Genomic DNA, 21,296 nt, shown 5'->3' with positions numbered 1-21,296 from the left:
CTCGCATTTGCAGTGTCAGCGTCAGTTCCCGTAAAGCGGCGGAACATGTTGCGCAAATCAGGAACCCGGAATTGATTTGCATCCACGTCCACAAAGTAGTGTGCGCCAGGATTCGCTGTCCATGTCGCTTGGCTAACGACAAGACCATTTTCCCGGGCATAGCCCCACAAGCCCGCATAAGCCGCCTTCGGCAGGACACCTCCCACGGCGTCAATCTCGCTGGGCAGCGGAGTGGTGGTATGGCCATCCACCGGACGACCGCAGAAAGGAGAGCGGTAGCCGTTAAAATAGCTGGATGCCGACCAGATCCAGATCTCACTGCATTCCGCCACGATGATCGGACCGATGTCCTCCGTAGGCAACGCAGTAATGGAGAAAATCCTTGGAAAATTTCCCGCCACAAAGGCCGTAGTGGCCAGACGAGTGCTCCGGTCTGCGCTGGGCGGCGTAGGTGCAGTGGGCGCACCCGTCAAGGCAGCTGACAACAAAGGCGCAGCGCCAATGTCCGTTAATACCTGGGCCGCCGTACGGGCCGCGTAGGCGCCCGTACCATTGCCGGCCAGAAAAGACCCCGCCGGTACGGTCGCCAGACCAGACCCGCCCCGCGCCACCGGCAACGTGCCCGTTTTCACATTCCCTGCATCCAGATTCTGGATCGCGTGGCTAAGTGCGTCGGTTCCGCCTTCTTGCAGCGGCCGGCCCGTCACCGCAGCCAGACCATCAAGCTGCTTGTACAGCCAGCTCAGGCGCTCGTCGGTGGTCTGTTGAACCTTGTTGAACTGTTCCACCGAAGGTGGAACGGATCCGATATAGGACCAGCCTGTCTTGTATTGCAGGTCAGTAATGCCTTCCGTCAGGCCGTTTTGCGCCCAGGTCGACTTGAAGAGATCGAAGAAAGTGGGATCTGCCATTTTTAGATACCTCGCGCCAGCACGCCGACGCCAAAACCATGGAAACCTTGTTCGCGAAAGCCAAATGGCTTTTCTGTCGAACCGGTGATGAGTTGCACGCCGACGCCAGCGGCTTGCGGGATCCACTTGTATGGGTTGGCCATAAGGGGATCATTCGGACCAGGAATCCGGCTAACCCAGATGCGGATCTTTGCGTTGCCCGCGTTTTGCACGATCACGCGGGACACGTCAAAAATTGGTTTAAGGGAGCTCGCGATTTCCGGCGTGGTGCCGTGCCCGTTGTTCAGGGCGATCTTCCAGTACAGAAGCTTGCGGTACTCGGCATCAAGCAAGGTGGTAGACCCGGCAACCGGCCGTTCATGGGAACGCCGGAAGCGGGCCTCGCCAAAGCCGCCTACGTTGGGCTGATCCAGAAAGCCGAAAAAGCGCACATACAGCGTTTCGTCGACCACCCGCGGCAGGCCCACGATTTCACCGATGCCGTCGAGCTGCTTGCCGACCGCGGTGTCCAACCAACGATCTTCGTACAACGCTCGCAACGCTCCTTGCAGCCCTTCGGCGGGCTTGAGCAGCGCCTTGACCAGCGCCTCCAACCGCCGCTTGGTCTGGAACTGGCCCAGCCAATGGCCCCAGGCCATTCGTGCGTGGTCTTGAGTCAGATCCATCAGGTCACCTCGATGCGCGACAAATCAAACGCAGCAACCTGAAAATCCTGGATCGCCACGTTGGCGCTGCGGTAATCCGACGGCGCGGGCACAAAAGCCGCGTCTGGCGAAAACGCCAGCGTCAGGTCCACCGATGCCAGACCAGTACTGCTGTAAATCGCGCCGTACAGACGTTGCAGGATGACGTCTTCACCGATAGCAAAGGCCTTGCCCACTAGGACCAGGTTGTCCGCAATCTCCTGGAAACCGTCAGGCGGAAACGCCTGCTCGGATGGCGGCAGCAAAGTGGTCACGCAACGCACCCAGACGTAGACCTGCTCCGGGCGGTCGAAGCGGATACGCTGATCTGCGCCATCCGCATCGTTGATCACCACCAATTGCTGGCCATGCGTATCGATGCCGGCTGCGACCACCCGGAACAGAGCCTCCGCCACTTCATCGTCCAGGCCGCCGTCAACCACCGCGTGGACACTGTGCGGAGGCCGACCCAGCGCGTCCGGCTCGTCGGTGTTGTTCATGAACACTTTGACGGTACGCACACCGGCCACCCGGTCGCGCACGTTCGGCGCGATGCTGGGCAGTGTTGCCGCGCCCAGACGGAACAGGCCGGTGGGATAGCGTGCACGGAGTTCGGCCGCGTTCTCGGCCAACCTGCCCGCTACGCCGGGCTGCAGGTTGTCGACAGCGATCCAGCCGTCTACCTGCGTGACAATCCCGTTCAGGTCCCCTTCTGCAGCGCCCTCGGTCGATGCCTGCGCGGTCTGAACCAGCGCAGGTGAACCCAAGCGGGCCAGGCTCAACGCTGCAGACCAGGCCAGCGCGGCCGCGCTACGGCCATCGGTATGAATCCGCACGGCGGCACCGTCGCTGGAGACCGCCAGGCCGCTGGCTGACAACGCCGTGACCAATCCCGCCAGGATCTGCGGCAGGTTGGTCGTGGCGCCGCTTGTATAAGCGTAGGCCTGGCCATCAATCGAAACGCGATACTCGGTGTGCGTCGCAACAAGGGGTTGAAGCGTCACGTCGGCCGCCGCACCGGCAAGAATCTGCGTTGGCGCAGCCAGTTCCCACAGGTTCTGGCTGACGCGATGTCGGATTTGCGCGCCGGCCCGCACAGTGGTTCCGGCGTCGCCATACAACACCACGTAGGCCCGGGAGGGCTCGTCCTGGTAACGCGACACGCCGGTAAACGACACGGACCGGTCCAGTGACACGCCCGTGGCGGAGCCGGGATACATGGCGTAGTAGACGCCTTCGGCCTGCTCCCACAAAGTGGCTTCGCGCTCGGCGAAGGTATCAATCAGCAAGCCGGTGATGCTGTCGGGGCGGGTCTCTACCGCCCCGTTAAAGCCGGCCGACTTCATGCGGGCACGCAAGTCCGCCACGATTTCCTGTCGAATCTCGGGAAGGCGCGGACGCACGAACCCGTCCGGTGTGACACCGTAGGCCATAGGTACCTCAAAAAAAATGGGGAGGGGGGGTTAGGTCTTGCGCAGTTCGACGACTCGATCGAGTCGTCCCGCAGTCGTATCCGCGTCAAAAGTGACGCGCAGAACGCGCAGCTGGCGTTCTATCTCAAGATCAAGGCGGCGCACGCGCTCAACACCGGGCACCGTTCGAATCCGGGCGCGCAAGATCGCTTCAATGCTGGCCCGGTCAGGCGATTTCACAAGAATGTCGTCGAAGTACGGGACACCAAAGGTCGTGTCCAGAAACCACTCGCCCATAAAGGCCAGCAATGTCACCTTGATCTGTTGCGCGATCCGGTCGGCGCCATCCAAAAACGATGTCCGCCCGAGCAGATCCAGATCCAGATCGTGGTCGGCGGAAAGTGCTAGGTCCAAAGCCATCAGACAGGGTCCTCCGTAATACCGCCGGCGTAAGGGTGGCGGTGCGAGTCGCCGATGTTCTTGCCGTTGTGCGTAATCGATCCGCCTTCATAGGCCACACCGCCTCGGATCCGCATGGATGCGCCGCCCGCGCCGCCCGCGCCCGCCATGCCTTGGGTGTAGACAAGCGGCCCATTGATCGTGACGGGCGTATTGAAGGTGGCTTGCTCAGCCTCTACGGTCCAGTTCCTGACCTGAAAGGTCAGTTCGCCCGCGGGCGACAACCTAAGCGTGCCGGGGCCATATCGAATGCAGACGTTGTCGGTATCGGCTGCCAACGAACCCGGCCTCAACAATGGCGTGGCAAAGGCGTCGGACAGATCAAACTGGCGCGGGTCGTCCGGTGGCCCGTTGTCGCCTGTCAGCCAGTTTTCCAGCGCGCGGGCCGAGAACGACAGCTTGATCGCGTCGCCCGCTTTTAGCGGCACCGAAATCAGGGCCTGCGCGCCATTCACGTCACCGACGGGCCAGCACACCGGCACGCGAACAATCTGGGGAGCAGGCAAATTCTCGCCGTTTGCCAGACGCTTGGCCAGCGCCGGACGCGCCGTCACGAACATGCCGTCATAGCTCACGACTTCGCCCGGCAGTGTCGTGTAAACGTCGGCCAGCTCCGTCGAAATAATCGAGCGGATCGCGTTAATTGCGCTGCTCATTTCTTATCCTTTTTCTTGGCCGGCGCGTACCGGTCAACCAGATTCAATTCGGTCAGCCAATCGCCGGTTTCACTGTCGCCCTTGTGTTGCACTTTCTCGACGCGCTGAAAGGCTTCAACAGTGCGGCTTTCCAGCTTGACCAAATCGCCGGGGTTGATCATCGGCAGCAGCAATGATTTCACGCTCCAGCCGTCTCGTTCCTGATGTGCGCTAACCGGGTTGGCGGCATCGTTGGCCGGCTTGCCCTTCGGCTTCGCCTTTTCCTGCGCGGCTTCTCTTACCCGCTCAGGATGACCCAGCAAGCCCGTATCGACAGCCAACACCACCGCCTGGCGTCGCGTGGTGCCACCACGTTGCAGCACTTGCAACTGTTGATTCTGAATCGACCATTCCAGGCCTGTACCTTGCGTAACCTTGTGCAGTGCCGTCCGCGCCGCGCCATAGAACGAAAAGCCGTTGACCCAAGTGCGGTCAGGCACGTCATCGGCCATCATTAGCGACAAGCCCATCTGACGGGCAATGTCACGAATGATGGAGCTTGCCAAAGCGCCCTGCCCCAAGCCGATAGACACGGCCGTGTCCCGCACCTCGGTATAGCCATCTTTGACGATCAGTTCAGTGACCACGTCAGGTTGGTCGAATTTTGTATAGGCAAACACGATGCTGCCCGAGGCCATCAAAATCGGCCCGCCCTCTTCGGCATAACCCGCGTACAGCACACAGCGCAGCCCCGGTTCTTCCAAGGATTTCCGCGTTGCGGGCGCCAGGTTGTAAAGACGGATCTTGTGATCGTTCGGCTCTTCGTTGACGTCTTTGGTGACCTCGAACGCCAGCCGTATAGGCGGCACGATCTCATAGCCTTTGGTACCGCCCTTGCCCACTAACAGCCGGTAGACCCGATTAAATCTGGCCATCTGCCGCCTCGTCCGCCTCGATGTACATCAGCGGCACCACGCCGCTGGGCAACGCTGTCCGGCTGATGGCGTCACGACGGTCCGGGGCGCGAGCCACCAGTTCGCCGGCCGGCAACGCCAGGTGCCGGTAACTGCCCAGCAGCGGCGTATCAGGCATGACGGCAATGCCCGCCACGATCAGCTCGTTGTAGGCATTCTCGATCGACAAGACCCACTGGTCGGCCTCGCTGTTCCAGGACAGCCGCAAGAAATAAGTAACGCCGTCCAGTTCCACCTCGGTGAGACTGTCGTTAGCGTCCAGAATTGGAATCTCAAACATGGGACCTTCCTGGAAATTTGGCAGACGTCATGCTGTTGCGGCGGGCGTCTCAAAAGGCTTGGAAACTTTGCCCGCATTGGTTTTGGTGGCGCCCGCTTTTCCGGTAGCGCTGCCCGACGTCTGTTCGGGTGGAATATCCACATGACGCAGCGCCACCTTTCGGATCTTCTTGAAGCTGGCGGAGATTTCGAAACGCTCGCCACCAGAATTGCTGCGTCCGATTTCGCAGGACTCCATCACGAAGTCCACGTATTGGTCCAAGCCAGTCGAAATCGTGATGGGCAAACGGTTCGCGTGAATCTCACGCAAAGCGGCTTTGGCGCTGATCAGTTTGGAGCGGCCTGCGCCGCCTGGGCTGCCGCCATTTACGCCCCGGTTGGCCGAGCCCAACAGGGCAACTTCAGCCGCCGTCACCCAACCATCCAGCGAGAGTTTCTCGGATTCCTGCACGACGTGGTCGGACACGGGCGAGCCATCCTCGACGGCATACGACGTGGCCTGGCTGCTAAGCGAGGTTTTCTCGTTCAAGAGGGCATCAAGCGGAACGGTGCCGATCCTGCTGCCACCGTTCCAGCCAAAAATCATGGATACAAAGCTCATGGTTTCTCCTAGCTCGAGGCCTCGACGCTTCTCGGCACGGATAGCGACCGAGTAATGATTTCCCTGCTGTCAAAGTTGAAGCCTTCCCCGGCCTTCCTGACCTCTGAGCCGATAGCCACAGGATCCAGACCGGTCGCGTTGACTGTGAAGCTGTTTTGCACATTGACCGCTTGGTTCATCTTGCCGAAACCGCCTCGCAGCGCCGAACCTGGCGGCACACCCGGAACGGCATTTCCCGACGCAAATGCCTGCACTTGCGGTTGTGCGGCCAGCGCCCTGGCGGAATCCGTCATAGCGCCCTTCTGCTCATCTGACAGCATCTGACCGGGGAGCAAACTCTTGAACCAGCTGACCGCCGACTTGAACTTGTCCATGACCCAGGTCTGGATGGCGTCGCCAATCGCGCGGATCACGTTCAGGATTCCACTGCCGATGTTGGCAAAGAACGTCCACAAGCCGGTAAACGCGCCGACCAGGTGAGCGATCGCAGCATCCCAGTCGCCTGTGAACGCAGCGACCACGGCGTTGACCAGACCGCTCCAGAACGCCCACAGCGCTGAAAACCACGCCATCAAGGGGGCCAGAAAATAGCTCTGTGCCAATCCCATCAGCGTGTCCCACGCCAACGAGATATAGGCTGTGACCGTATCCCAAGCCGCCAACAGATACGATGTGACGGAATCCCACGCCGCTTTCAGATATCCCGTGACGGAATTCCACACAGCCACTATCGCTGCGCTGATCACATCCCAGTTTTCGTAGATTTGCCACACACCGAGGGCCAGCATGGCGAACAGCATAAGAATCCGGGCCAGCGGGTTCATGGTCACTGCCCGCCACAACATAGGCACAGCCGTCCGGGCCAAGAACATGAACAGGGGGCCGATGGGCGAAAGAATGCGCCACAAACCATAGACGACCGCCGAGACCATGGCGAGCTGCTTCGCCCACTCGCCCACTGCCAGGCCTGCACCGCCCAGCAAGTCCTTCACAAAAGTCAGCACCGTGGAAACAGCCGCAATTTCGTCCTGCCAGTTCTCCACGCCTCCGACCATGCTGCCCAGCACGGATTCGCTACCGTTCAGCCAGTTGGATATGTCTTCGCCGATCAGATAGATCGTGGTCAGAACCGCAGCCATGCGCAGCATCGGCCCGAGCGAACGGCTCAAACCCGAGAACGTCTGCGCCGCGCCCGCAGGCCCGGAGCCGGCAGACATCGCGGTATTCAAACCCAAGGCAGCGCCCGTCGCGTCACGTAGCGCTCGGAGCAAACCGCCCGACTGACGCGACGCCGCAGCCAGCCACTGGTTCAACATCACCAGGCCAAACGATGCCCCGGCCAGCGCGAGCATCCTGATCACAAAGCCCAGGTTGTCCGCCAGCAGTTCAACGGCCCCCGTCACGATCTGCAACGTGGAACGGCCGCCAATCATCGTTCCAAAGAACCGTTGCCAGGCGTCGTTCAACACCGTCACCGAACCGGCAAGACTTGCCGGCTTGACGCCTGCCTCTGCTTGCAGCGCAGGCAACTGTGACTGCAAAGCCGGCAGTGCGCGGTCGTTGCTGATCATGCCGCCTTGGGCCTGGGCTGTCAGACCTTGCAGCGTGGTGCCCATTCCCTTGGCCATGGCGTCTTGCAGACGCTTGGGCAACGCAGCCAACTGCTCCGCGCCAAACCCGCCCTGCTCAACGGCCTTGAGCATCGACTCCATGATCGCGCCTCGATCACCGCCTTTGCTGCCAGACAAAGCCGCGCCCAGCGCCACAAGCTGCGTGACATCCAAGGTGTCCTGCGTGGACTTTCCCCGGCCCGCCATGCTGCGCTGCATGCGCATGAACGTATCGGCATTGTCGGCATAGGCTGTACGCGTCGTTCGCGACATCTTGGCCAACTCGCGGTCGGCCTCGGTGTACTCCTGGGTTGAATTCGTTGCCCGGCGCATGGCGTCTTCCACCTGCACCCAGGCATCAATGTCGCCCAAGAGCTGCCGAACCGAACCAAACCCCACCAACGAACCCAGGGCGCCACGCAAATTGGCAACGCCCTTTGCCAGAATGCCTGTTGCTCCAGCCGCCTTCTTCTGCAGCTGGATCAGGTCATTCAGACCTGCCTGGGCCCCGGTCATGCTGCTTGCGACATCACGCATCGCCTGAATGGCGCCCGCCGAGTCGGCCGCCATCTTTGCCATGGCGTCCTTGAACCCTTGCCGGTATCGCCTGATTCCGGTTTCGTCCACCTGGTAGCTCAAGACAGCCACTACTTCCCTTACAACGGTCATCGTTACCTCGCCTTCCGTTCTGACGCGGCTTGCGCCGCCTCCTGGGCATCCATCAGAGCGTTCAGCTTCAGGATGTCCAGGAGGTCGACGTCACCGCGTTTGACGGCGTCCAAACTGACATGGCGGGCCAGGATGGGCCGCCAAATGATCAACTCTCGTTCGAAGCCTGCGTCGAACTGCCCGACAGACTCTCCAGCTTCTCGCGGGCCGGACCAAAGCGGCCGACCCAACGCGCCAAAGGGCCGGCGAAGTTGTGCTCAAGAATGTGAAACAGCAGTTCCAGGATTTCGGCGTAATCGGTAAACGCCAAACCACGATGCGCGGCGGTGAGCTTCTGGGGCTCGCGCCCCACCAGCTCAAAGCTGATCAGCTCCGGGTCGATCAGGCGCTCGGCCCAGCCGCCCAGCGCGTCGCCGCCCAGCTTGGCCGACAGCTCGCGAAAGGCGTTCAGCATGGCGCTTTCATCGCGTTCCTGCGTGGGGTTATCGCTGCCGAACGCGGTGGTCAGCATCGAACCGGCCGCCGGCAGCACTTCCTTTTGCAGATCGCCCAGCAGCTTGAGCTGACGGAATGGATCAAAGCGGGAAATACGGAAGATCGTCGTACCGATGACCACTTCCTTGATCGCGGCCATCAGGCGTTACCTCCGACCACGTTGATGGCCTGGCCGGTTTCGATCGTCCATTCGCGGGAGCCAACCTTCGCGCCGTAGCCGGCGTCCGGCATCTTCACGATCCATGCCGAGTCCGACGCATGCAGAGACAAACCGCGCAGGTCGGTAATCGAAATCGGGAAGGCGCCATTGCCCTCGGTGGCCTTGTCGGCCTGATGCAGCGCCGACAAGGCTGCATTGCTGGCGCTGGTCTGCATCAGCGTGAGCTTGATACTCAGGCGCGAATTGCGCGACATGGCGCGCGACACCTCGCCGTCGATACCGACGACGGACGCAATGCCATCGCCCAGTTCGGTGACGGTCACGAAGTTGTCTTCAGCCAAGCCGGAGATGGGCAGCGCGCCCACCACGATCTTCACCTGGTTCGGTGCGTAAGTTTTGACGGACATGGAAATACCCCGATTACAGTTGTTGGTAGGTGAGGTTGCCTTTGATCTCGGCAACATGGATGGCGCCCGCCAGACGGGCGCTGAACTTCAGGTCACGCAGAATGCGATTGGCCTTGTCATTCGTGGAGATGCCAGCAGCGCGCGGCACGGTGATCACGAAGCCGGGAATCGTGCGGCCCGCGTCATCGATCTCGTCGGGCGCGATCAGGCCACGGCTTTGACCAAGCAGCAGTGCCTGGCGAATGCCATTGACCAGAATCTGAATGCCCACGTCGGTGTATGGAACCTTGCCGTTCGCGTTGATCAGTTGCGATGCGACGTTGATCTTCACCTGCTCGGACAGCCAATCACGGCCACGGATCACGTCGATCCATTCGCCGGCGGCGACCTTGCCGTTTTGCGTCACGGCAAAGTTGCGCATCTGCTCGAACGTGTTTGCGTTCTTGGCATGCGCAGCCAACGCCTGGCCTTCGCTCAGATTGTCGTACGTCACGCCGGACAAGCGCGTGTTGGCCCAGGTTTCGCCGCCCGGATAGAACGTAAAACGGTTGGCGCTGACAGCAGCTTCCAGCGCTTCTTTTTGGGCCTGGCCGTGATACCAGACGTGCGTGCGGAAGTACTGCTTTTGCTGGCACTTGGACGCAATGTCGCTGGACACGGCGGCATCGATGATGCCAGCCTGATCGGACGACACACCAAACAGGCGCTCATTGGACTCCACCCATTCCGCGGCATCCAGCACGTCGGCTTCAACACGGCTGGCCAAGGCCACGCCGTACCAGTCGCCGTTTTCACGCAGGCATGCATTCAGCGCGGCCGAGGGGGCTTCGGTGCTGACGGGCGCCGACAGTTGCAGATTGCCCTTGATGGCGATCGCTACCGCATTCCCGGTTTGCTCCGCAGTCACCGACACTTCGGCGCCAACAGCGGCAGCGGTCACGGGTGCGTCGGTCGCGGCAATGGCAGCGACCAACGCGGTAGCGATCGTTTCCGGCGTGCTGTCGGCAACGCCCTTAGCCATCGCGTCGGCCTTTTTAACCAGGCCGGCGCCATCACGCCACGACAGGGTCACGGTGTAGTCCGTGGCGGCGGCGCGCATTACGGTGAACGTCGACGCATCCACGTGGCGGCGGCCAACAAAAACCCGAGCAACCGTCGGTATCTGCTTGAACGCATCGCGCACGGCGACGTACAGCGGGTCGGTCTGAGCGATACCCATGTCCAGCAACTCGCCGGGCTCGGTCACGGCCAGAATACGATTGACTGCCAGCGCGTGTGCGCCAAGGATCAGGATGTCAGAGAAGTTCTGTTCCTTGATCGCCGTGGTGTTCAGCGAGATCGCCACATTGACGATCCGGTCGATTTTTGCCATTTGCGGCTCCAATAAAAAAGCCGCCATAAGGCGGCAGGACAGATAGGAAGATCCGTGACGCTACGGCGCCGTGGGTGTCTTCACGGTGAAAGGGGTGTCGATCGTGGTAGTGGTTCCGCCAGTCGTGGTGGCCACGCCGGTCACGGTCTGAATCGTGCCGACGAAAGCGGTATAGGTTTGCGAATAGCGGATGCCCAACTCCAAGGCGCCGCGCCGCAGATCGAATGCCGCGCCCTCCTCGGGCGGAACATTCTGCAGACGGCCCGTCTCAAAGAGCGCCAGACCCAACGCTTCGGCGCGCTCTTCGAATACCGGATGCTGCAGAGTCAACCCCAGCTTATCCAGCGCGGTGAACGCCTCAACACCGAAACTCTTCAGTTCAACGGTGGCATCGCGATGCTCCAGCATGGCCAGGTTGCCGTCCGCATCGACTTGACCTTCTTCGGCGGGCCCGGCGTCTATCCACCGCACGGCCAACGTGACATAAGGCGACGGCGGCGCCGGTTCAATTTCTTCGGCAGACAGGACAGGCATGCCATCTGCCGCGGCCCTTACCAATTCAAAAATAGCGTCTTCTGGCGTCATGGCGTCCCAGAGAATGGGTTGCATCAATAGGCCTTTTACAGCCTGGAAAAAACAAAGCCCGCGAACCTTTTGGTTGGCGGGCTGCATTTCGTGCGGGCGCAATGGCCCGCCGTTATTGTCTCAAATCCGGTCCCAAATGTGGACGATTTTCGGCAAGCGCATGTCCCAATTCGGACCACGCATAGGTAACCGACTTGGTGTTTCCTCCCCAACGTTGCACGTGGCCCGCATCCAGCAAATGATCCAGCACACGGCGGGCGCCTCGGCGCATGGCCTCTTGCGACGCAGGCGCCAGAGGAATGCCGCGGCTGACATGGCGCAGGATCTCCGCCATCCTGAATTCCCGTCCCGGATACGCGGCCAACAGATCAATGACCTCGTGCGCGTACTTCATTTGAACGCCCTCCATACCTGCTGCTTGAAACTTCCCAGCGCCACCTTGTAGTACGGCAGCGTGATGCCGATAACGCGGCACGCCTTGTCCTGACGCAAATGCGCGGGCAGGTCGCCGTATTCCGCACGGCGCGTGTATTCCGCCTGGATGATGCGACGCTCGGCCAGCGGCAGCGCTTCGTACAGGGCATGCACCTTGCACGCGCGCTCATGGTTCACCGGAATGCGTAGGGGCTCGTCGGCGTCATCGTGGCCGGGCTGCGGCGGAAACTCGCACACGTCCGGCATTGCTTGCGCCATCCGACGCGGGCCTGGCCAATCGCCTTCCCACTGCGACCGCGTCCAGTTGCGGATCTCGTCTTCCACCCAACGTGGCAATCCTTCTTCCATTCCACACCTCGTCTCAATTCCATTGATGCCAATTCGGGCGAGCCCTTCGTCTCGCATATGCCGCCCGGATACGAATCGCTTGCTCATGGGGTTTGCGGATGGGAGGTGCCTTTGGCGACCGTCAGCATTTCCGCGATCGCTTTCGTGGGATGCCCTCCCATTGCGATCCGCGCTTCCCATCGATCGATCCACTCGCGATGCGACCGGCTGCGGGGCTCCAGCAGCTGCCCCGCGCCCATCGCCCTAAGTGCGGCCTCGGCTTGGGCGCGCGTGGCCAGGGTCTGGCCTGGCGCGGGCAACGCCGCACGCGGCGGCGGAATTTCTGGCCATGCCCCCTTGCCCAGTTCTTCAGACAACGTCCTTTCCCAGCGCACCTTCATCGACCCGTAATTACTGTTCAGAAGATCCCCCGTGCTGACACCCACTGCCGCCCAATAAACGGCGGGATGCGACCAGCAGCCGCCTTCGCCCCGACGCCGCGCCGACATGCCACGCACGGCCTCGTGATAGGCCACTTCCGGCGTCAACCACGGGCAACACAGCTTCAGGAACTCCGGCAGCGTCGGCGGCCACTCCCGCGCCAGGCACGCCATCAAGCCGCGCCTGACCTGCGGCTCGTCAAGCCCTGCCAATTTCTGGTTCCAAGAGTCTTTCAGCTCGCGCGGCGTCAGGCCTTCCCACTGCTGCGCGAACTTCGCGCCGTAGAGCAGGTGCATTTCACGAACGACCAGTGCCCCCAGCCCCGCCGATGCGTCAGCGACTTGCATCGATCACTCCCATGTCGATCTCGTTGCGAGCATGACTTTCAGCCAGCACGCTACGCAGCTCCGACGACCAATCTGCCCGCTGCCGCGCCCGGTTGGCGGGCGCGGCACGAGCGGTATCACGCGGCGGGAACAGGCCCAGGTAACCGCTGGCAATGCTGTGGGCGATAACGGCGTGCGGGGCAATGCCGTCAGCCCGGTAACCCGCAAGTTGCTGCAGCTGACGCCGCGCGCCCTCCTCCGTTATCGGTTTCTTGCGGTCTTTTCGATCGGCTACCCAACTTCTCCAGTCCTCGGGATCCAGCCATTCGGGCAACGCAATCGCCGCGGCGTCGAATCCGGCTCTGCGAGGGCACGGCGTTGGAACGGATTCTTGCTGGTTTCTGGTTCCTGGTTCTAGTTCTGGTTCCTGGTTAGTTGCGTCGACGTTCAACGGATGTTGAACAGCCTCGGCGCCCACGCCGAGCTTGCGGTGCTGCGCCTGCCGTGCCCGCTTTGCGGCGCTAGCCTTGCCTGCGACGGACTTCGCCTCCTTGTTGCCGTGATAGCGGGCGATCTCCGCGTCGCAGCGGGCATGCTTCCAGCCGTGCTCCGTTGCAGCAAAAAACTCGTTCAATACTTGGGAGACGGCGGCCTGTTCCTCATCGGACCGCGCGATCAGCAAACGGCACAGCTTGTCGACGTCCCGGGACAAGGGGGCCTCCGTGTCGTAATAGAGTTCGATCAAGTCGCGGTACACGCTGCGTTCAATACGCGTGAGGTGCCGGGTCGCGCTGTTGAAATCGCCGATGTGATGGGGGTAGTAGTTCATTGCGCCTTCGTCCCTTCGGCCAGCTCAGGCCAGATTCGGATGCAGTCGGCGGGACGCAGGTCGCGCCGAGTGACCACGCCGCAGGTGGCTTGCTCGATCAGGGCGCAATCCTTGACCGGGACGGGCCTGCGGCCCGTGCGCCACTGATAGATCAGCGCGGGGGATACCCCCACGCGTCGAGCGAGCGCCGCAGCGGTGAGCGCCCCCTCCCGGTTGAAATAATCATGTAGCTTCATCACCGAAACTATAGCGATGCTACAGTTTATAAGCAAGCCATGCTATAGTTTTATTTGAATAGCATTGCTATATGAAAATGTGGACGATCGAAGAGGAAGCCGCCGCCCTGCGCGCACGCTTTGAAGGCGTGAACCGCGCGGCATTCGCTCGCGACCACGAGGTCAAGGGCGGCCAGGCGATGATTTATCAGCACATCACTGGTCGGCGTCCCATTGGCATCGAGGCCGCAATGGCTTACGCCGAAGGCTTCGGCTGCACACTCGCCGCGATCAGCCCGCGCCTGGCCCTCGAAGCCCAAAAGGCGGCGTCGCTATCGACGGCCGCCCCCCTTCCCCCGCCGGCTGCAGACGTGGCATGGCCTTTTCCGTCGGTACCCGCATCACTGGTTAGAGGCCTGGCCGACGATCAGCTCAAGCGCCTGGAAGGCGCCTTGCTGCTCGCACTGGGCCAGATGGGCGTGAAGGCCAAAGGATCGTCCGCGCAGTCCAAGGCTCAGCAAGCCAAACGTGGCACCGTCATGAACATCGACGCCGCCGCAGACGAATTCCCGATGGCGCCGGTCCTTGCTGCCCCGTGGGATCCTGATGGTCTTACCACCCATCAGGCTGATCGCGCCCAAGCCTTGCGCATCAGCACGGCGGCCAACGTCGGCCACGTCGCCAACGCCGGCTACTCCGCCAACGACCAGGAATTCATGCCCATCCCTGAACTGGATGTGCGCCTGGCCGCCGGCCGGCTTGGCATTGAGAACTACCACGAGACCGAGATCGGCGAAATCCTGCTGCGCCGCTCATTCCTGGAGTCATTCAAGCTGCCGCTCAGCCGCATGAAAATCGTTTATGCGCAGGGCGACAGCATGGAACCCGTCATCCGCAATGGCGGCCCCATGCTGTTCTTTGAAGACCCCGTCACCGACCCGCGCGAGATCGACCCGCGTACGGTGTACGCGATCAACCACGGTGGGAAGATGATCGTGAAGTGCATCGCGCGCGAACGCGAAGGCGGATGGCTGGCCAAATCGCTGAACCCCGCTTACGCGCCCTTCCCGCTGGAAAAGGAAGACGGATGCGAAGTGCGCATCGTCGGACGGATCCTGTGGTCGCCCTATGATCTGCGCAATGGCGTGGATGAGCGGCTGCTGTAGACCCCATGGCACGCATCTGGACGCAACTCGCACTGAGCGCCGCGATCTCGGCGGTGTCGATGACGGCAGCGGCAGATTGCATGTCGCCTTGGAAAACGTTTTTCAGCTGCAACATCGAGAAGTCCGATGCCCATGCGGAATTCTGCAAACTCGATGATCCCGGTGCCTATCCGGCGCTGAAGGAAGGCTATTACACCTATACCCAAGGCACCGGTCCGGCCGAATTGCGCTTTGAAACCGACAACGTCCTGGAGTCATTCAAAGAGAACGCGTTCAGCCCGACGCAGGCCGTCGCGGCATTCGGATACGTGCGCGGAACGTACGTGTACGCATTCTTCGCCACCGAAGACAGGAAAGGCGGCTTCCCCCACGCGGAGATCCGGGTCTACAACACGGTGGGGAAATTCATGGATAAAACCAAAGGCAATGAATCTGAACGGCTGGTCTGCAGTCCGGATAGCATCCGAACGATTGATTCATTTCTTGGGTAGCCGGTAGTTCCGCGGGGTACTTGGGCGCCGGGGGGCGGCACACGCGCGTTCCAGCCGAAGCCTCGAGAATTGCGCAGATTCAAGAAGCACAGATCAAAGTCCTAACTGCGGTGGTTGTTTGGCAGACGTAGCAGCCAGTTGGCGATCTCGTCGTTCTCGGCATTCGTCTTGGTCACGTACCTATCGCAAGTCTGGCTGACCGCGAACGTCTCGCAGGCCATCCATCCAGATCGATTCAGCTACCACGCTTCGCAAGCTCATGATGTGCAGGCCGCAATGAGAGGTCGAACGAGTCTCCGGCGCTGCGGCTCCGGATCCCGTCGAAATCGCCCGGCATCTGCTCGATCAGTAGGCAATCGGCCAAGACGTGGCAGGTGTGGATCCAAGCTGCTCGCCGAACAGGCGTCACAACATTACGCGGCGTAGCCAAACAGATCGAGACGCGACTTTGGGGCATCCTCAATGCCATGCGCCTGAAGGTGTCCAACGCCAAGGCCGAAGCGCTGAACAGCCAAATCCGGGCAATGCGGGTGAAGGCCCGCGGCTATCGGAACAAGACATGGTTCGTGCTGGGCATCTTGTCGACTCGACATGGCCCACTGACGGCGAAATTTCGCATCGCCAATTGCGATGCTGATTGCACAATGAACCAAGTCCTATAGGTCTGCGTAGCGTGGCAACAAATCCTGGTCCACTAGGCGCATCTCGATATGGTTCGCCAACTCGATGTGGCGGGGATTATCCAGCGAAAAGACTTCATCCGGCACGCTGACGATGATGGTACCGGTCTGCTTCTTTCCAGCAGCCGGGACTGGTATCAGAGCCTGGGCTTCCGGAACTTGATCGGCGGTGAGGACCTGGGGCAGATACAGCATCCAGCCTACGCCAGGCTTGTCGGAAAAGACCTTCCGTTCTGTGTATCCACTTGGAAAAATGGAAACGTAATACGGAGAGAACACTTCAACAATGGTCAGGACAACATCTTTGATCGAGGACGCGCTTCCTAACTGTTCGTCATCGTACAGAGCAATGCTTAGGGAGTCAGGCAAAAACTTGTCGCCAATGTGGCACGCAATCGATGCTCCTTTGCTGTCATCTTCGTTGCCGTCCCACAGAGCAATATGGGTGTCTGTCGCATCCTTGCGATATTTGTGCTTCAACACGGCAAGCAAAGCGGCCGATGCCGTACCGTTTTCAAACGCCGGATAGAGAAACGCTTCATCAAGGCTGTTGCCTTGTGAATACCACGAACCTAGACCAGTGGATTTTTCTGCCATCGCTGATGTGATGATATGCAGGCGGCAGAGGATTTCTGAAAAATCATCTGATCTGAGTAAGTCATCCCGAAATTGAGATCTTATTTCCATTTTATGGCCTTCAGGGAAGGTGTACGGATGCAACGCCGTTCATTTCAAGCGCGGAGGACATCATCGCCTTTGTTCTAGGAGTTTGGAAATACCACATCAGCTTTGCTGGAGGATTCGCCCGGACAGCACGCGCCTGCCGCCGGATCGTTTCTTCCATGTCTGCGAAACCACCAAACCATTTTTTGGGCTGGCCATTGTCTAATACGAACTGGTCGTAGTCCCCTTTCGCCTCTTGCAGCAGACACTCCGCCGATATGAAGCCGTCGAAGTCGATATCAAAGGGTTTGCCGAGGGCAATCCCTTTCCAGTTCCATTCATCACTCCACTGGCAATGTTCGGTGTCGTAGCCAAATCCCGTTACCCTGGCTTGGTATTCGTAAGCGTTCCAATTCACAACGTGCCTACGTCTGACTTTCATCCCCAAATCCGGCGGGCATTTCTTGCAAGGCTCCCCGGTCCTGGGCAATGCGCGATCGGTGGGCTTGGCTTCACTATCCTCGCGTTGCGTATCGCCCGGCAAGGTGGCTACGCCGCCCAGGACTGCGCCCGCTGCGGCTCCTGCGGCAGCCCGGGCGAGTGCCGCCGCAATAGCTTCCGCGATCCAGCCGGCTATGGGAATTGCCAACGGTCCTGGCATATCGCTCTACTCCGCTGGTTGTCTGTCCGCGTCGTGACGCGATTGCCACCGCATCACCTGCATGAAGTCATGAAATCGCTGGTCGGCCGGGCGCCCAGATTTTTCCATCCAACGACGCAGCCCCGGTTGGTTGTAAAAACCTGGCACGAGCGCTTCGGTTCTGAGGAAGTCAACTAAATTCGTATCTTCATCAATCCCCATAGCGCGCGCCTGTGCCAAGGCGGAGGCAAGCCTCTCGGTCAACCCGGCTCGGGACAGGCCAGGATAGTCCCGCACGATATCTTGCTCGACGGTCTGAACAAAGCCTTTTGCGTCAATCGCGCAGAGGCCTGCGACTTGCTGCGGCGTGAGTTCAAGCGCCATGGGTTTGGTAAATCCTGGTGAGTTGTCCGTCCCGTTGCGTCAGCCAACCCTGGACGGGTGCGAAAAACACACCACGTTGGACTGGGTCTAAGAGCGACGTGATGTCACCCGTAATTCTCGCATCGTAGTAACGCAATAGCGCGGTCGTGCCGTTGGGCATGCGCACATCTAATCGCGTACGTAACGCCGCCGCCAAGTCCTCCGGCGCATAGCTGCTGACAATCCAAATGCATCCCAACGCGCTGTCGCCCATCCGTTGCAGCGCAGGCATATGACCGTCTCGGTGGGCCGAGCAATCCAGTAACCAAGGACCGGCATGGGCGAGCGCTTCATCGGCCGTGCCGTCGAATAGCGCAATGCAACATGAGGACCGGGACAAGGGAACTCCGGCTACACCTTCTGCGTATAGCAGCCCATCCACCAGGCCATATAGCCGCAGGGGATAGGCCGTTTGCTGTTGACGCGCGTTCAGGTATTCCTCGACTTGAGCCGTCACTGCGCTACCCTCGCGCCACGGTCGTTGCGGCAGTCCGTGCCGCCGACTCCAAGCATTCCTGGCAAAGGGTGTCGCTTTGCGGCGTCGCCTGGCTCGCGGGGCCGGACAAGCCTTCGGCCTCACTGATACGTGCCACCATCTGCGAAGCAATCAATACCGCTCCGCATGCGGTGCGCATCCCTTCCACGGCGGTGTCGTTGCCCATGAAGGAATGATTGCGCCCTGGGTCCGGCAGGATGGGAAAGGCGCCCTTGCACTTCGGGCACGCAACCTTGTGGCCCACCAGGGCGATTTCTCGTCCGAGAAGCATCGAGGTAGGCAAGCCTTCGGCCACTGTCCCGCCATGCGAGGTTCGATCCCCTTTTCGAATAATCGCGCGTTCAGCCATGGCATCTCCGTCTTCGTCGAAAATGAATTTAGCATTCCTGGAAAAATGCTGCCGACAGGCGAAGACCCATGTTCATTCAGTATTTTAAATACTGCGCATCATGCGCTGCACCGTCACCCGCACCCACTACCTCGGCGAAAAGCGCCATGAAAGAGATCCCGGTCCGACCATCACCGGGACCGTTCGCATGTACTCGATCCTGCGCGAAGACATGAAGCGGTATATCCGCGTCATGCCCCTGGATGGCCTTCAGAAATTCGGCGCCACTGAAAAAGGGAGCCTTTCCAGATCTGCTGCAGCCCGAACTGCTGACATTCTCGTCCGACCGCGGCTTGATGGTCTGTGGGTTCGAGGAAATTGACGGCCGGCGCTATTACCAGGGCTGGTGGATGCCGTGGGGTACAGCAATAACGCGTCACAAATTCATCGCTCATCAGGGCTGTAACACTGTTGCGACGCCAAAGCTGTTGGGGCAATATTTCCTTCCCACTGATCTACTTTTGGAGGGTACCGCCGTGTATAACGACACCCAAAAGCTAGGAGCAGAGGCCGCCAGAAAAGGTCTTAGCATGCTCGATTGCCCGTACCTACGAGCGGACTCAATGCCCGCACACACGGGGGAGCCCGGTAGCCCAATGGAACCGACGCTTGGAAGCCTGGGAGGCTGGCTGGAAGCGGGCGCGTGCTACTCCTCGGACCAACGTACCTTGGTCGCTTTTCACCGCGCACGCACAAAGCGATCCCGCTATGCTGCATATTCACTGACCCCAAAGACTCTCGCCGGCGCCTCAGCCCTATCGGGTGGGGCTCTTCGTTTGCCCAGCGAGGCTTAGGCGTGCCAAGGGTTTAGCGGCTAAACACTTGGTGCTGCACAGACGTCTCGTGATTTTTTCAATAATGTCCCCCTCCCCCAGATCCCAGGATCCCGGCCATATCGAGGACACCGCAATGCGCATTCTTCTAGTCGATGACGACATTGCTACGGCAGAACTTTTTGCCGAATGCCTAACGCTTGAAGACGGGGTTACCGTCGACATCGCCAGCACAGGCAGTGACGCGTTGCGCGCTTGCCTGACGTTCCAACCTGACACCGTTCTTCTCGACGTCGAATTGCCCGACATTTCGGGATTGGAGCTCGCGAGTCAGATAACGGCACTCTGTCCGGATGCTCGGATCGTCGTGCTCAGCGGGCTTGCCTCTAACCATGGCATGAACAATCTACCCCCCGACGTGGATGCTTACCTTGTCAAGCCTATCGATTTTGAAGTCCTACACGAGCACATCCTTCGCTGACGAAGGCGCAGCACATGCCACCCCACGAGCTGTGACGGACATCCGCGCGTAAACGATTGGGCTCAAAACCGTTCGAAGTTGGCTTGGATTTGGCGTTTATTGGAACGGATGTTGACGATCATGCCTATCTTCTCAGTCCTGAAAACGAGGTGCAGCCGCCAGAGCTTGACCCGCTTCTGAAAGTGTTCGTGCACTGGCGTACTCAGACTATCTGGATAGGACCGCGAATAGCGGATCAAGTTGATGACCGCCAGCATGTCGTCGCCGATCTCCATATCCACGTTCCAAAGATCTTTCAGGTCGAAGCTGCGGCAGCTGATGGAGTTCCACCAGGTAAGCAGAAGGCCCGCGACGCGCTTGCTCGAGGACTTCTCGACGGCGTTGAAAGTCGGCCTTCACCCCGTCGGAGACTTCACGTTGAAAGCTCGCACCGGTCGTCTCTGCAACAGAATTGAGCGCAGCGCCCTGCTCTCCCTGGTGACTCACGCATGTCACGGATTTCGTGCCGCCGAAGTGCGTCCTTTCACAAAAGACGGCCTCCAACGTGATGGCGTTATCGTCGTCTCCGCAAAACGGAAAAAAGGTGAAGCAGCCTCAATAAAGCGGCGATACTGGTCTCGACGATTGCGTTGCGTAGTCGAACGCGCCCTACACCGAGAGGACAAGATCGCTAGCAAATACCTGTTCGCTGCAACCCGCCGGGGCGCTTGCTATTCAAGGTCAGGATGGGGATCTTCTTGGCAAGACGCCATGAACGCGTGGATCAGAGCTCAGGACCAATCTGTAAACGAAACTGACCTCGTCACGGATCATCCGCTCTACTTCTCGCTGCTTGATATTCGGCCGGCAGCAGTTTTCAGAAAGCTGGAAATGCAAGCCAAAGACGCGTACGACTTCGCCGGTCACGGGAACCTATCAACGACGCATAAACACTATGATCGCCGACTGGTGACAAGCGCCGCAGCAACAGAGTGAATTTAAAACTTCGAATTTCTATTTAAAAATTCACATCCCGAAATGAAAAAAGGCACTTCGCTTTCGCGTAAGTGCCTGATTTCTTTGAATTCTTTGGGGTGGCTGATGGGGCTCGAACCCACGACAACTGGAATCACAATCCAGGACTCTACCAACTGAGCTACAGCCACCTCTGGTACTGCTTGGTGTTACTTTTCGGGCGCTACTTTCGCAGCGCCTTTTTCTTTTGCTGCCGCGCTTCAGAAAGAAGCTCAACAACGAAGAGGCCGAACTATAGCACACTTTTTTGGCCCGT

General features: G+C 60.0%; 29 protein-coding genes, 1 tRNA gene and 1 pseudogene. 6 read left to right on the top strand and 25 right to left on the bottom strand.

Features of this window, described 5'->3' with window-relative positions:
* The 18 genes from AC27VE_RS17700 to AC27VE_RS17615 form a co-directional block, all read right to left on the bottom strand.
* A partial coding sequence (locus AC27VE_RS17700) for a hypothetical protein (RefSeq protein ID WP_488704568.1) occupies positions 1-911 on the bottom strand: 911 nt, incomplete at its 3' end.
* Between the two features lie 2 nt (positions 912-913).
* Positions 914-1,576 (bottom strand): baseplate wedge 1 family protein, encoded by a 663-nt coding sequence (locus AC27VE_RS17695; protein ID WP_454677516.1) that lies wholly within the window; start codon positions 1,574-1,576, stop codon positions 914-916.
* The gene (locus AC27VE_RS17690; protein ID WP_488704567.1) at positions 1,576-3,027 is read right to left on the bottom strand and encodes a hypothetical protein; all 1,452 of its coding nucleotides are present in this window, start codon (positions 3,025-3,027) and stop codon (positions 1,576-1,578) included. Before AC27VE_RS17690 ends, AC27VE_RS17695 begins: the two co-directional genes overlap by 1 nt.
* A 30-nt stretch (positions 3,028-3,057) precedes the next feature.
* Positions 3,058-3,426 (bottom strand): contractile injection system sheath initiator, encoded by a 369-nt coding sequence (locus tag AC27VE_RS17685; RefSeq protein ID WP_488704566.1) that lies wholly within the window; start codon positions 3,424-3,426, stop codon positions 3,058-3,060.
* A complete protein-coding gene (locus AC27VE_RS17680; RefSeq protein ID WP_488704565.1) occupies positions 3,426-4,121 on the bottom strand; it encodes a Gp138 family membrane-puncturing spike protein in 696 nt (231 codons plus the stop codon). The genes AC27VE_RS17685 and AC27VE_RS17680 overlap by 1 nt, the downstream gene beginning before the upstream one ends.
* The gene (locus tag AC27VE_RS17675; protein ID WP_454677520.1) at positions 4,118-5,035 is read right to left on the bottom strand and encodes a phage protein; all 918 of its coding nucleotides are present in this window, start codon (positions 5,033-5,035) and stop codon (positions 4,118-4,120) included. Before AC27VE_RS17675 ends, AC27VE_RS17680 begins: the two co-directional genes overlap by 4 nt.
* Positions 5,022-5,354: a phage baseplate plug family protein gene (locus AC27VE_RS17670; RefSeq protein WP_454677521.1), complete on the bottom strand. Its 333-nt coding sequence runs from the start codon at positions 5,352-5,354 to the stop codon at positions 5,022-5,024. The genes AC27VE_RS17675 and AC27VE_RS17670 overlap by 14 nt, the downstream gene beginning before the upstream one ends.
* Before the next feature lie 27 nt (positions 5,355-5,381).
* Positions 5,382-5,954: a phage baseplate protein gene (locus tag AC27VE_RS17665; protein ID WP_488704564.1), complete on the bottom strand. Its 573-nt coding sequence runs from the start codon at positions 5,952-5,954 to the stop codon at positions 5,382-5,384.
* A gap of 8 nt (positions 5,955-5,962) precedes the next feature.
* Positions 5,963-8,203 (bottom strand): tape measure protein, encoded by a 2,241-nt coding sequence (locus AC27VE_RS17660; RefSeq protein ID WP_488704563.1) that lies wholly within the window; start codon positions 8,201-8,203, stop codon positions 5,963-5,965.
* A 178-nt stretch (positions 8,204-8,381) separates the two neighbouring features.
* Positions 8,382-8,867 (bottom strand): phage tail assembly chaperone, encoded by a 486-nt coding sequence (locus tag AC27VE_RS17655; RefSeq protein ID WP_488704562.1) that lies wholly within the window; start codon positions 8,865-8,867, stop codon positions 8,382-8,384.
* A complete protein-coding gene (locus tag AC27VE_RS17650) occupies positions 8,867-9,295 on the bottom strand; it encodes a phage structural protein (protein ID WP_183012755.1) in 429 nt (142 codons plus the stop codon). Before AC27VE_RS17650 ends, AC27VE_RS17655 begins: the two co-directional genes overlap by 1 nt.
* A 13-nt stretch (positions 9,296-9,308) precedes the next feature.
* Positions 9,309-10,667 (bottom strand): DUF3383 family protein, encoded by a 1,359-nt coding sequence (locus AC27VE_RS17645; RefSeq protein ID WP_488704561.1) that lies wholly within the window; start codon positions 10,665-10,667, stop codon positions 9,309-9,311.
* 60 nt (positions 10,668-10,727) lie between these two features.
* Entirely contained in the window at positions 10,728-11,339 is a 612-nt protein-coding gene (locus tag AC27VE_RS17640) for a phage neck terminator protein (RefSeq protein WP_488704560.1), read from the bottom strand.
* Between the two features lie 25 nt (positions 11,340-11,364).
* Entirely contained in the window at positions 11,365-11,646 is a 282-nt protein-coding gene (locus AC27VE_RS17635) for a hypothetical protein (protein WP_488704559.1), read from the bottom strand.
* Positions 11,643-12,035 (bottom strand): hypothetical protein, encoded by a 393-nt coding sequence (locus AC27VE_RS17630; protein WP_488704558.1) that lies wholly within the window; start codon positions 12,033-12,035, stop codon positions 11,643-11,645. The genes AC27VE_RS17635 and AC27VE_RS17630 overlap by 4 nt, the downstream gene beginning before the upstream one ends.
* Before the next feature lie 83 nt (positions 12,036-12,118).
* Positions 12,119-12,802 (bottom strand): hypothetical protein, encoded by a 684-nt coding sequence (locus AC27VE_RS17625; protein ID WP_488704557.1) that lies wholly within the window; start codon positions 12,800-12,802, stop codon positions 12,119-12,121.
* Positions 12,789-13,610, bottom strand: a complete 822-nt coding sequence (locus AC27VE_RS17620) for a YdaU family protein (protein ID WP_488704556.1) — start codon at positions 13,608-13,610, stop codon at positions 12,789-12,791. The genes AC27VE_RS17625 and AC27VE_RS17620 overlap by 14 nt, the downstream gene beginning before the upstream one ends.
* Positions 13,607-13,846, bottom strand: coding sequence for a transcriptional regulator (locus AC27VE_RS17615; protein WP_488704555.1), 240 nt, complete (start codon positions 13,844-13,846; stop codon positions 13,607-13,609). The genes AC27VE_RS17620 and AC27VE_RS17615 overlap by 4 nt, the downstream gene beginning before the upstream one ends.
* Before the next feature lie 71 nt (positions 13,847-13,917).
* On the opposite strand from AC27VE_RS17615, the gene AC27VE_RS17610 reads away from it, so the two are divergent.
* The 3 genes from AC27VE_RS17610 to AC27VE_RS17600 all read left to right on the top strand — a co-directional run bounded on the left by AC27VE_RS17610 (position 13,918) and on the right by AC27VE_RS17600 (position 16,144).
* Complete coding sequence (locus AC27VE_RS17610) at positions 13,918-14,991, top strand: S24 family peptidase (protein WP_488704554.1); 1,074 nt, start codon at positions 13,918-13,920, stop codon at positions 14,989-14,991.
* A 5-nt stretch (positions 14,992-14,996) separates the two neighbouring features.
* A complete protein-coding gene (locus AC27VE_RS17605; protein WP_488704553.1) occupies positions 14,997-15,482 on the top strand; it encodes a hypothetical protein in 486 nt (161 codons plus the stop codon).
* A 302-nt stretch (positions 15,483-15,784) separates the two neighbouring features.
* Positions 15,785-16,144, top strand: coding sequence for a transposase (locus tag AC27VE_RS17600; RefSeq protein WP_488704574.1), 360 nt, complete (start codon positions 15,785-15,787; stop codon positions 16,142-16,144).
* On the opposite strand, the gene AC27VE_RS17595 is transcribed toward AC27VE_RS17600, so the two are convergent.
* The 5 genes from AC27VE_RS17595 to AC27VE_RS17575 all read right to left on the bottom strand — a co-directional run bounded on the left by AC27VE_RS17595 (position 16,139) and on the right by AC27VE_RS17575 (position 18,733).
* Complete coding sequence (locus tag AC27VE_RS17595; RefSeq protein ID WP_488704552.1) at positions 16,139-16,882, bottom strand: immunity 52 family protein; 744 nt, start codon at positions 16,880-16,882, stop codon at positions 16,139-16,141. The genes AC27VE_RS17600 and AC27VE_RS17595 overlap by 6 nt on opposite strands.
* On the bottom strand, positions 16,860-17,486 hold the full coding sequence (locus tag AC27VE_RS17590) for a restriction endonuclease fold toxin 5 domain-containing protein (protein ID WP_488704551.1): 627 nt from the start codon (positions 17,484-17,486) through the stop codon (positions 16,860-16,862). The genes AC27VE_RS17595 and AC27VE_RS17590 overlap by 23 nt, the downstream gene beginning before the upstream one ends.
* 6 nt (positions 17,487-17,492) lie before the next feature.
* Entirely contained in the window at positions 17,493-17,849 is a 357-nt protein-coding gene (locus AC27VE_RS17585; protein ID WP_488704550.1) for a hypothetical protein, read from the bottom strand.
* Positions 17,839-18,270, bottom strand: a complete 432-nt coding sequence (locus tag AC27VE_RS17580; RefSeq protein ID WP_488704573.1) for a DUF4123 domain-containing protein — start codon at positions 18,268-18,270, stop codon at positions 17,839-17,841. The genes AC27VE_RS17585 and AC27VE_RS17580 overlap by 11 nt, the downstream gene beginning before the upstream one ends.
* A 79-nt stretch (positions 18,271-18,349) precedes the next feature.
* Positions 18,350-18,733 carry a PAAR domain-containing protein gene (locus AC27VE_RS17575; protein ID WP_006221949.1) on the bottom strand — a complete coding sequence of 128 codons (384 nt, stop codon included), beginning with the start codon at positions 18,731-18,733 and terminating at the stop codon, positions 18,350-18,352.
* A 242-nt stretch (positions 18,734-18,975) separates the two neighbouring features.
* Here AC27VE_RS17575 and AC27VE_RS17570 point away from each other — a divergent pair, with 242 nt between their 5' ends.
* Together AC27VE_RS17570 and AC27VE_RS17565 are read left to right on the top strand one after the other, a co-directional pair.
* Positions 18,976-19,566: a CrpP-related protein gene (locus AC27VE_RS17570; RefSeq protein ID WP_488704549.1), complete on the top strand. Its 591-nt coding sequence runs from the start codon at positions 18,976-18,978 to the stop codon at positions 19,564-19,566.
* A 115-nt stretch (positions 19,567-19,681) separates the two neighbouring features.
* Positions 19,682-20,026, top strand: coding sequence for a response regulator transcription factor (locus AC27VE_RS17565; RefSeq protein WP_488704548.1), 345 nt, complete (start codon positions 19,682-19,684; stop codon positions 20,024-20,026).
* 62 nt (positions 20,027-20,088) lie between these two features.
* Here the strand turns inward: AC27VE_RS17565 and AC27VE_RS17560 are convergent.
* Positions 20,089-20,382: pseudogene (locus AC27VE_RS17560) on the bottom strand (DUF7673 family protein); the annotation flags it as partial.
* Between the two features lie 394 nt (positions 20,383-20,776).
* On the opposite strand from AC27VE_RS17560, the gene AC27VE_RS17555 reads away from it, so the two are divergent.
* The gene (locus AC27VE_RS17555; protein ID WP_488704547.1) at positions 20,777-21,001 is read left to right on the top strand and encodes a hypothetical protein; all 225 of its coding nucleotides are present in this window, start codon (positions 20,777-20,779) and stop codon (positions 20,999-21,001) included.
* 94 nt (positions 21,002-21,095) lie between these two features.
* Here the strand turns inward: AC27VE_RS17555 and AC27VE_RS17550 are convergent.
* Positions 21,096-21,171, bottom strand: a tRNA-His gene (locus AC27VE_RS17550).
* Positions 21,172-21,296 lie beyond the last annotated feature (125 nt).

It is taken from the genome of Achromobacter sp. 18P8.1.1 (genome assembly GCF_057799415.1).
This window is presented reverse-complemented; position numbering and strand designations above follow the sequence as displayed.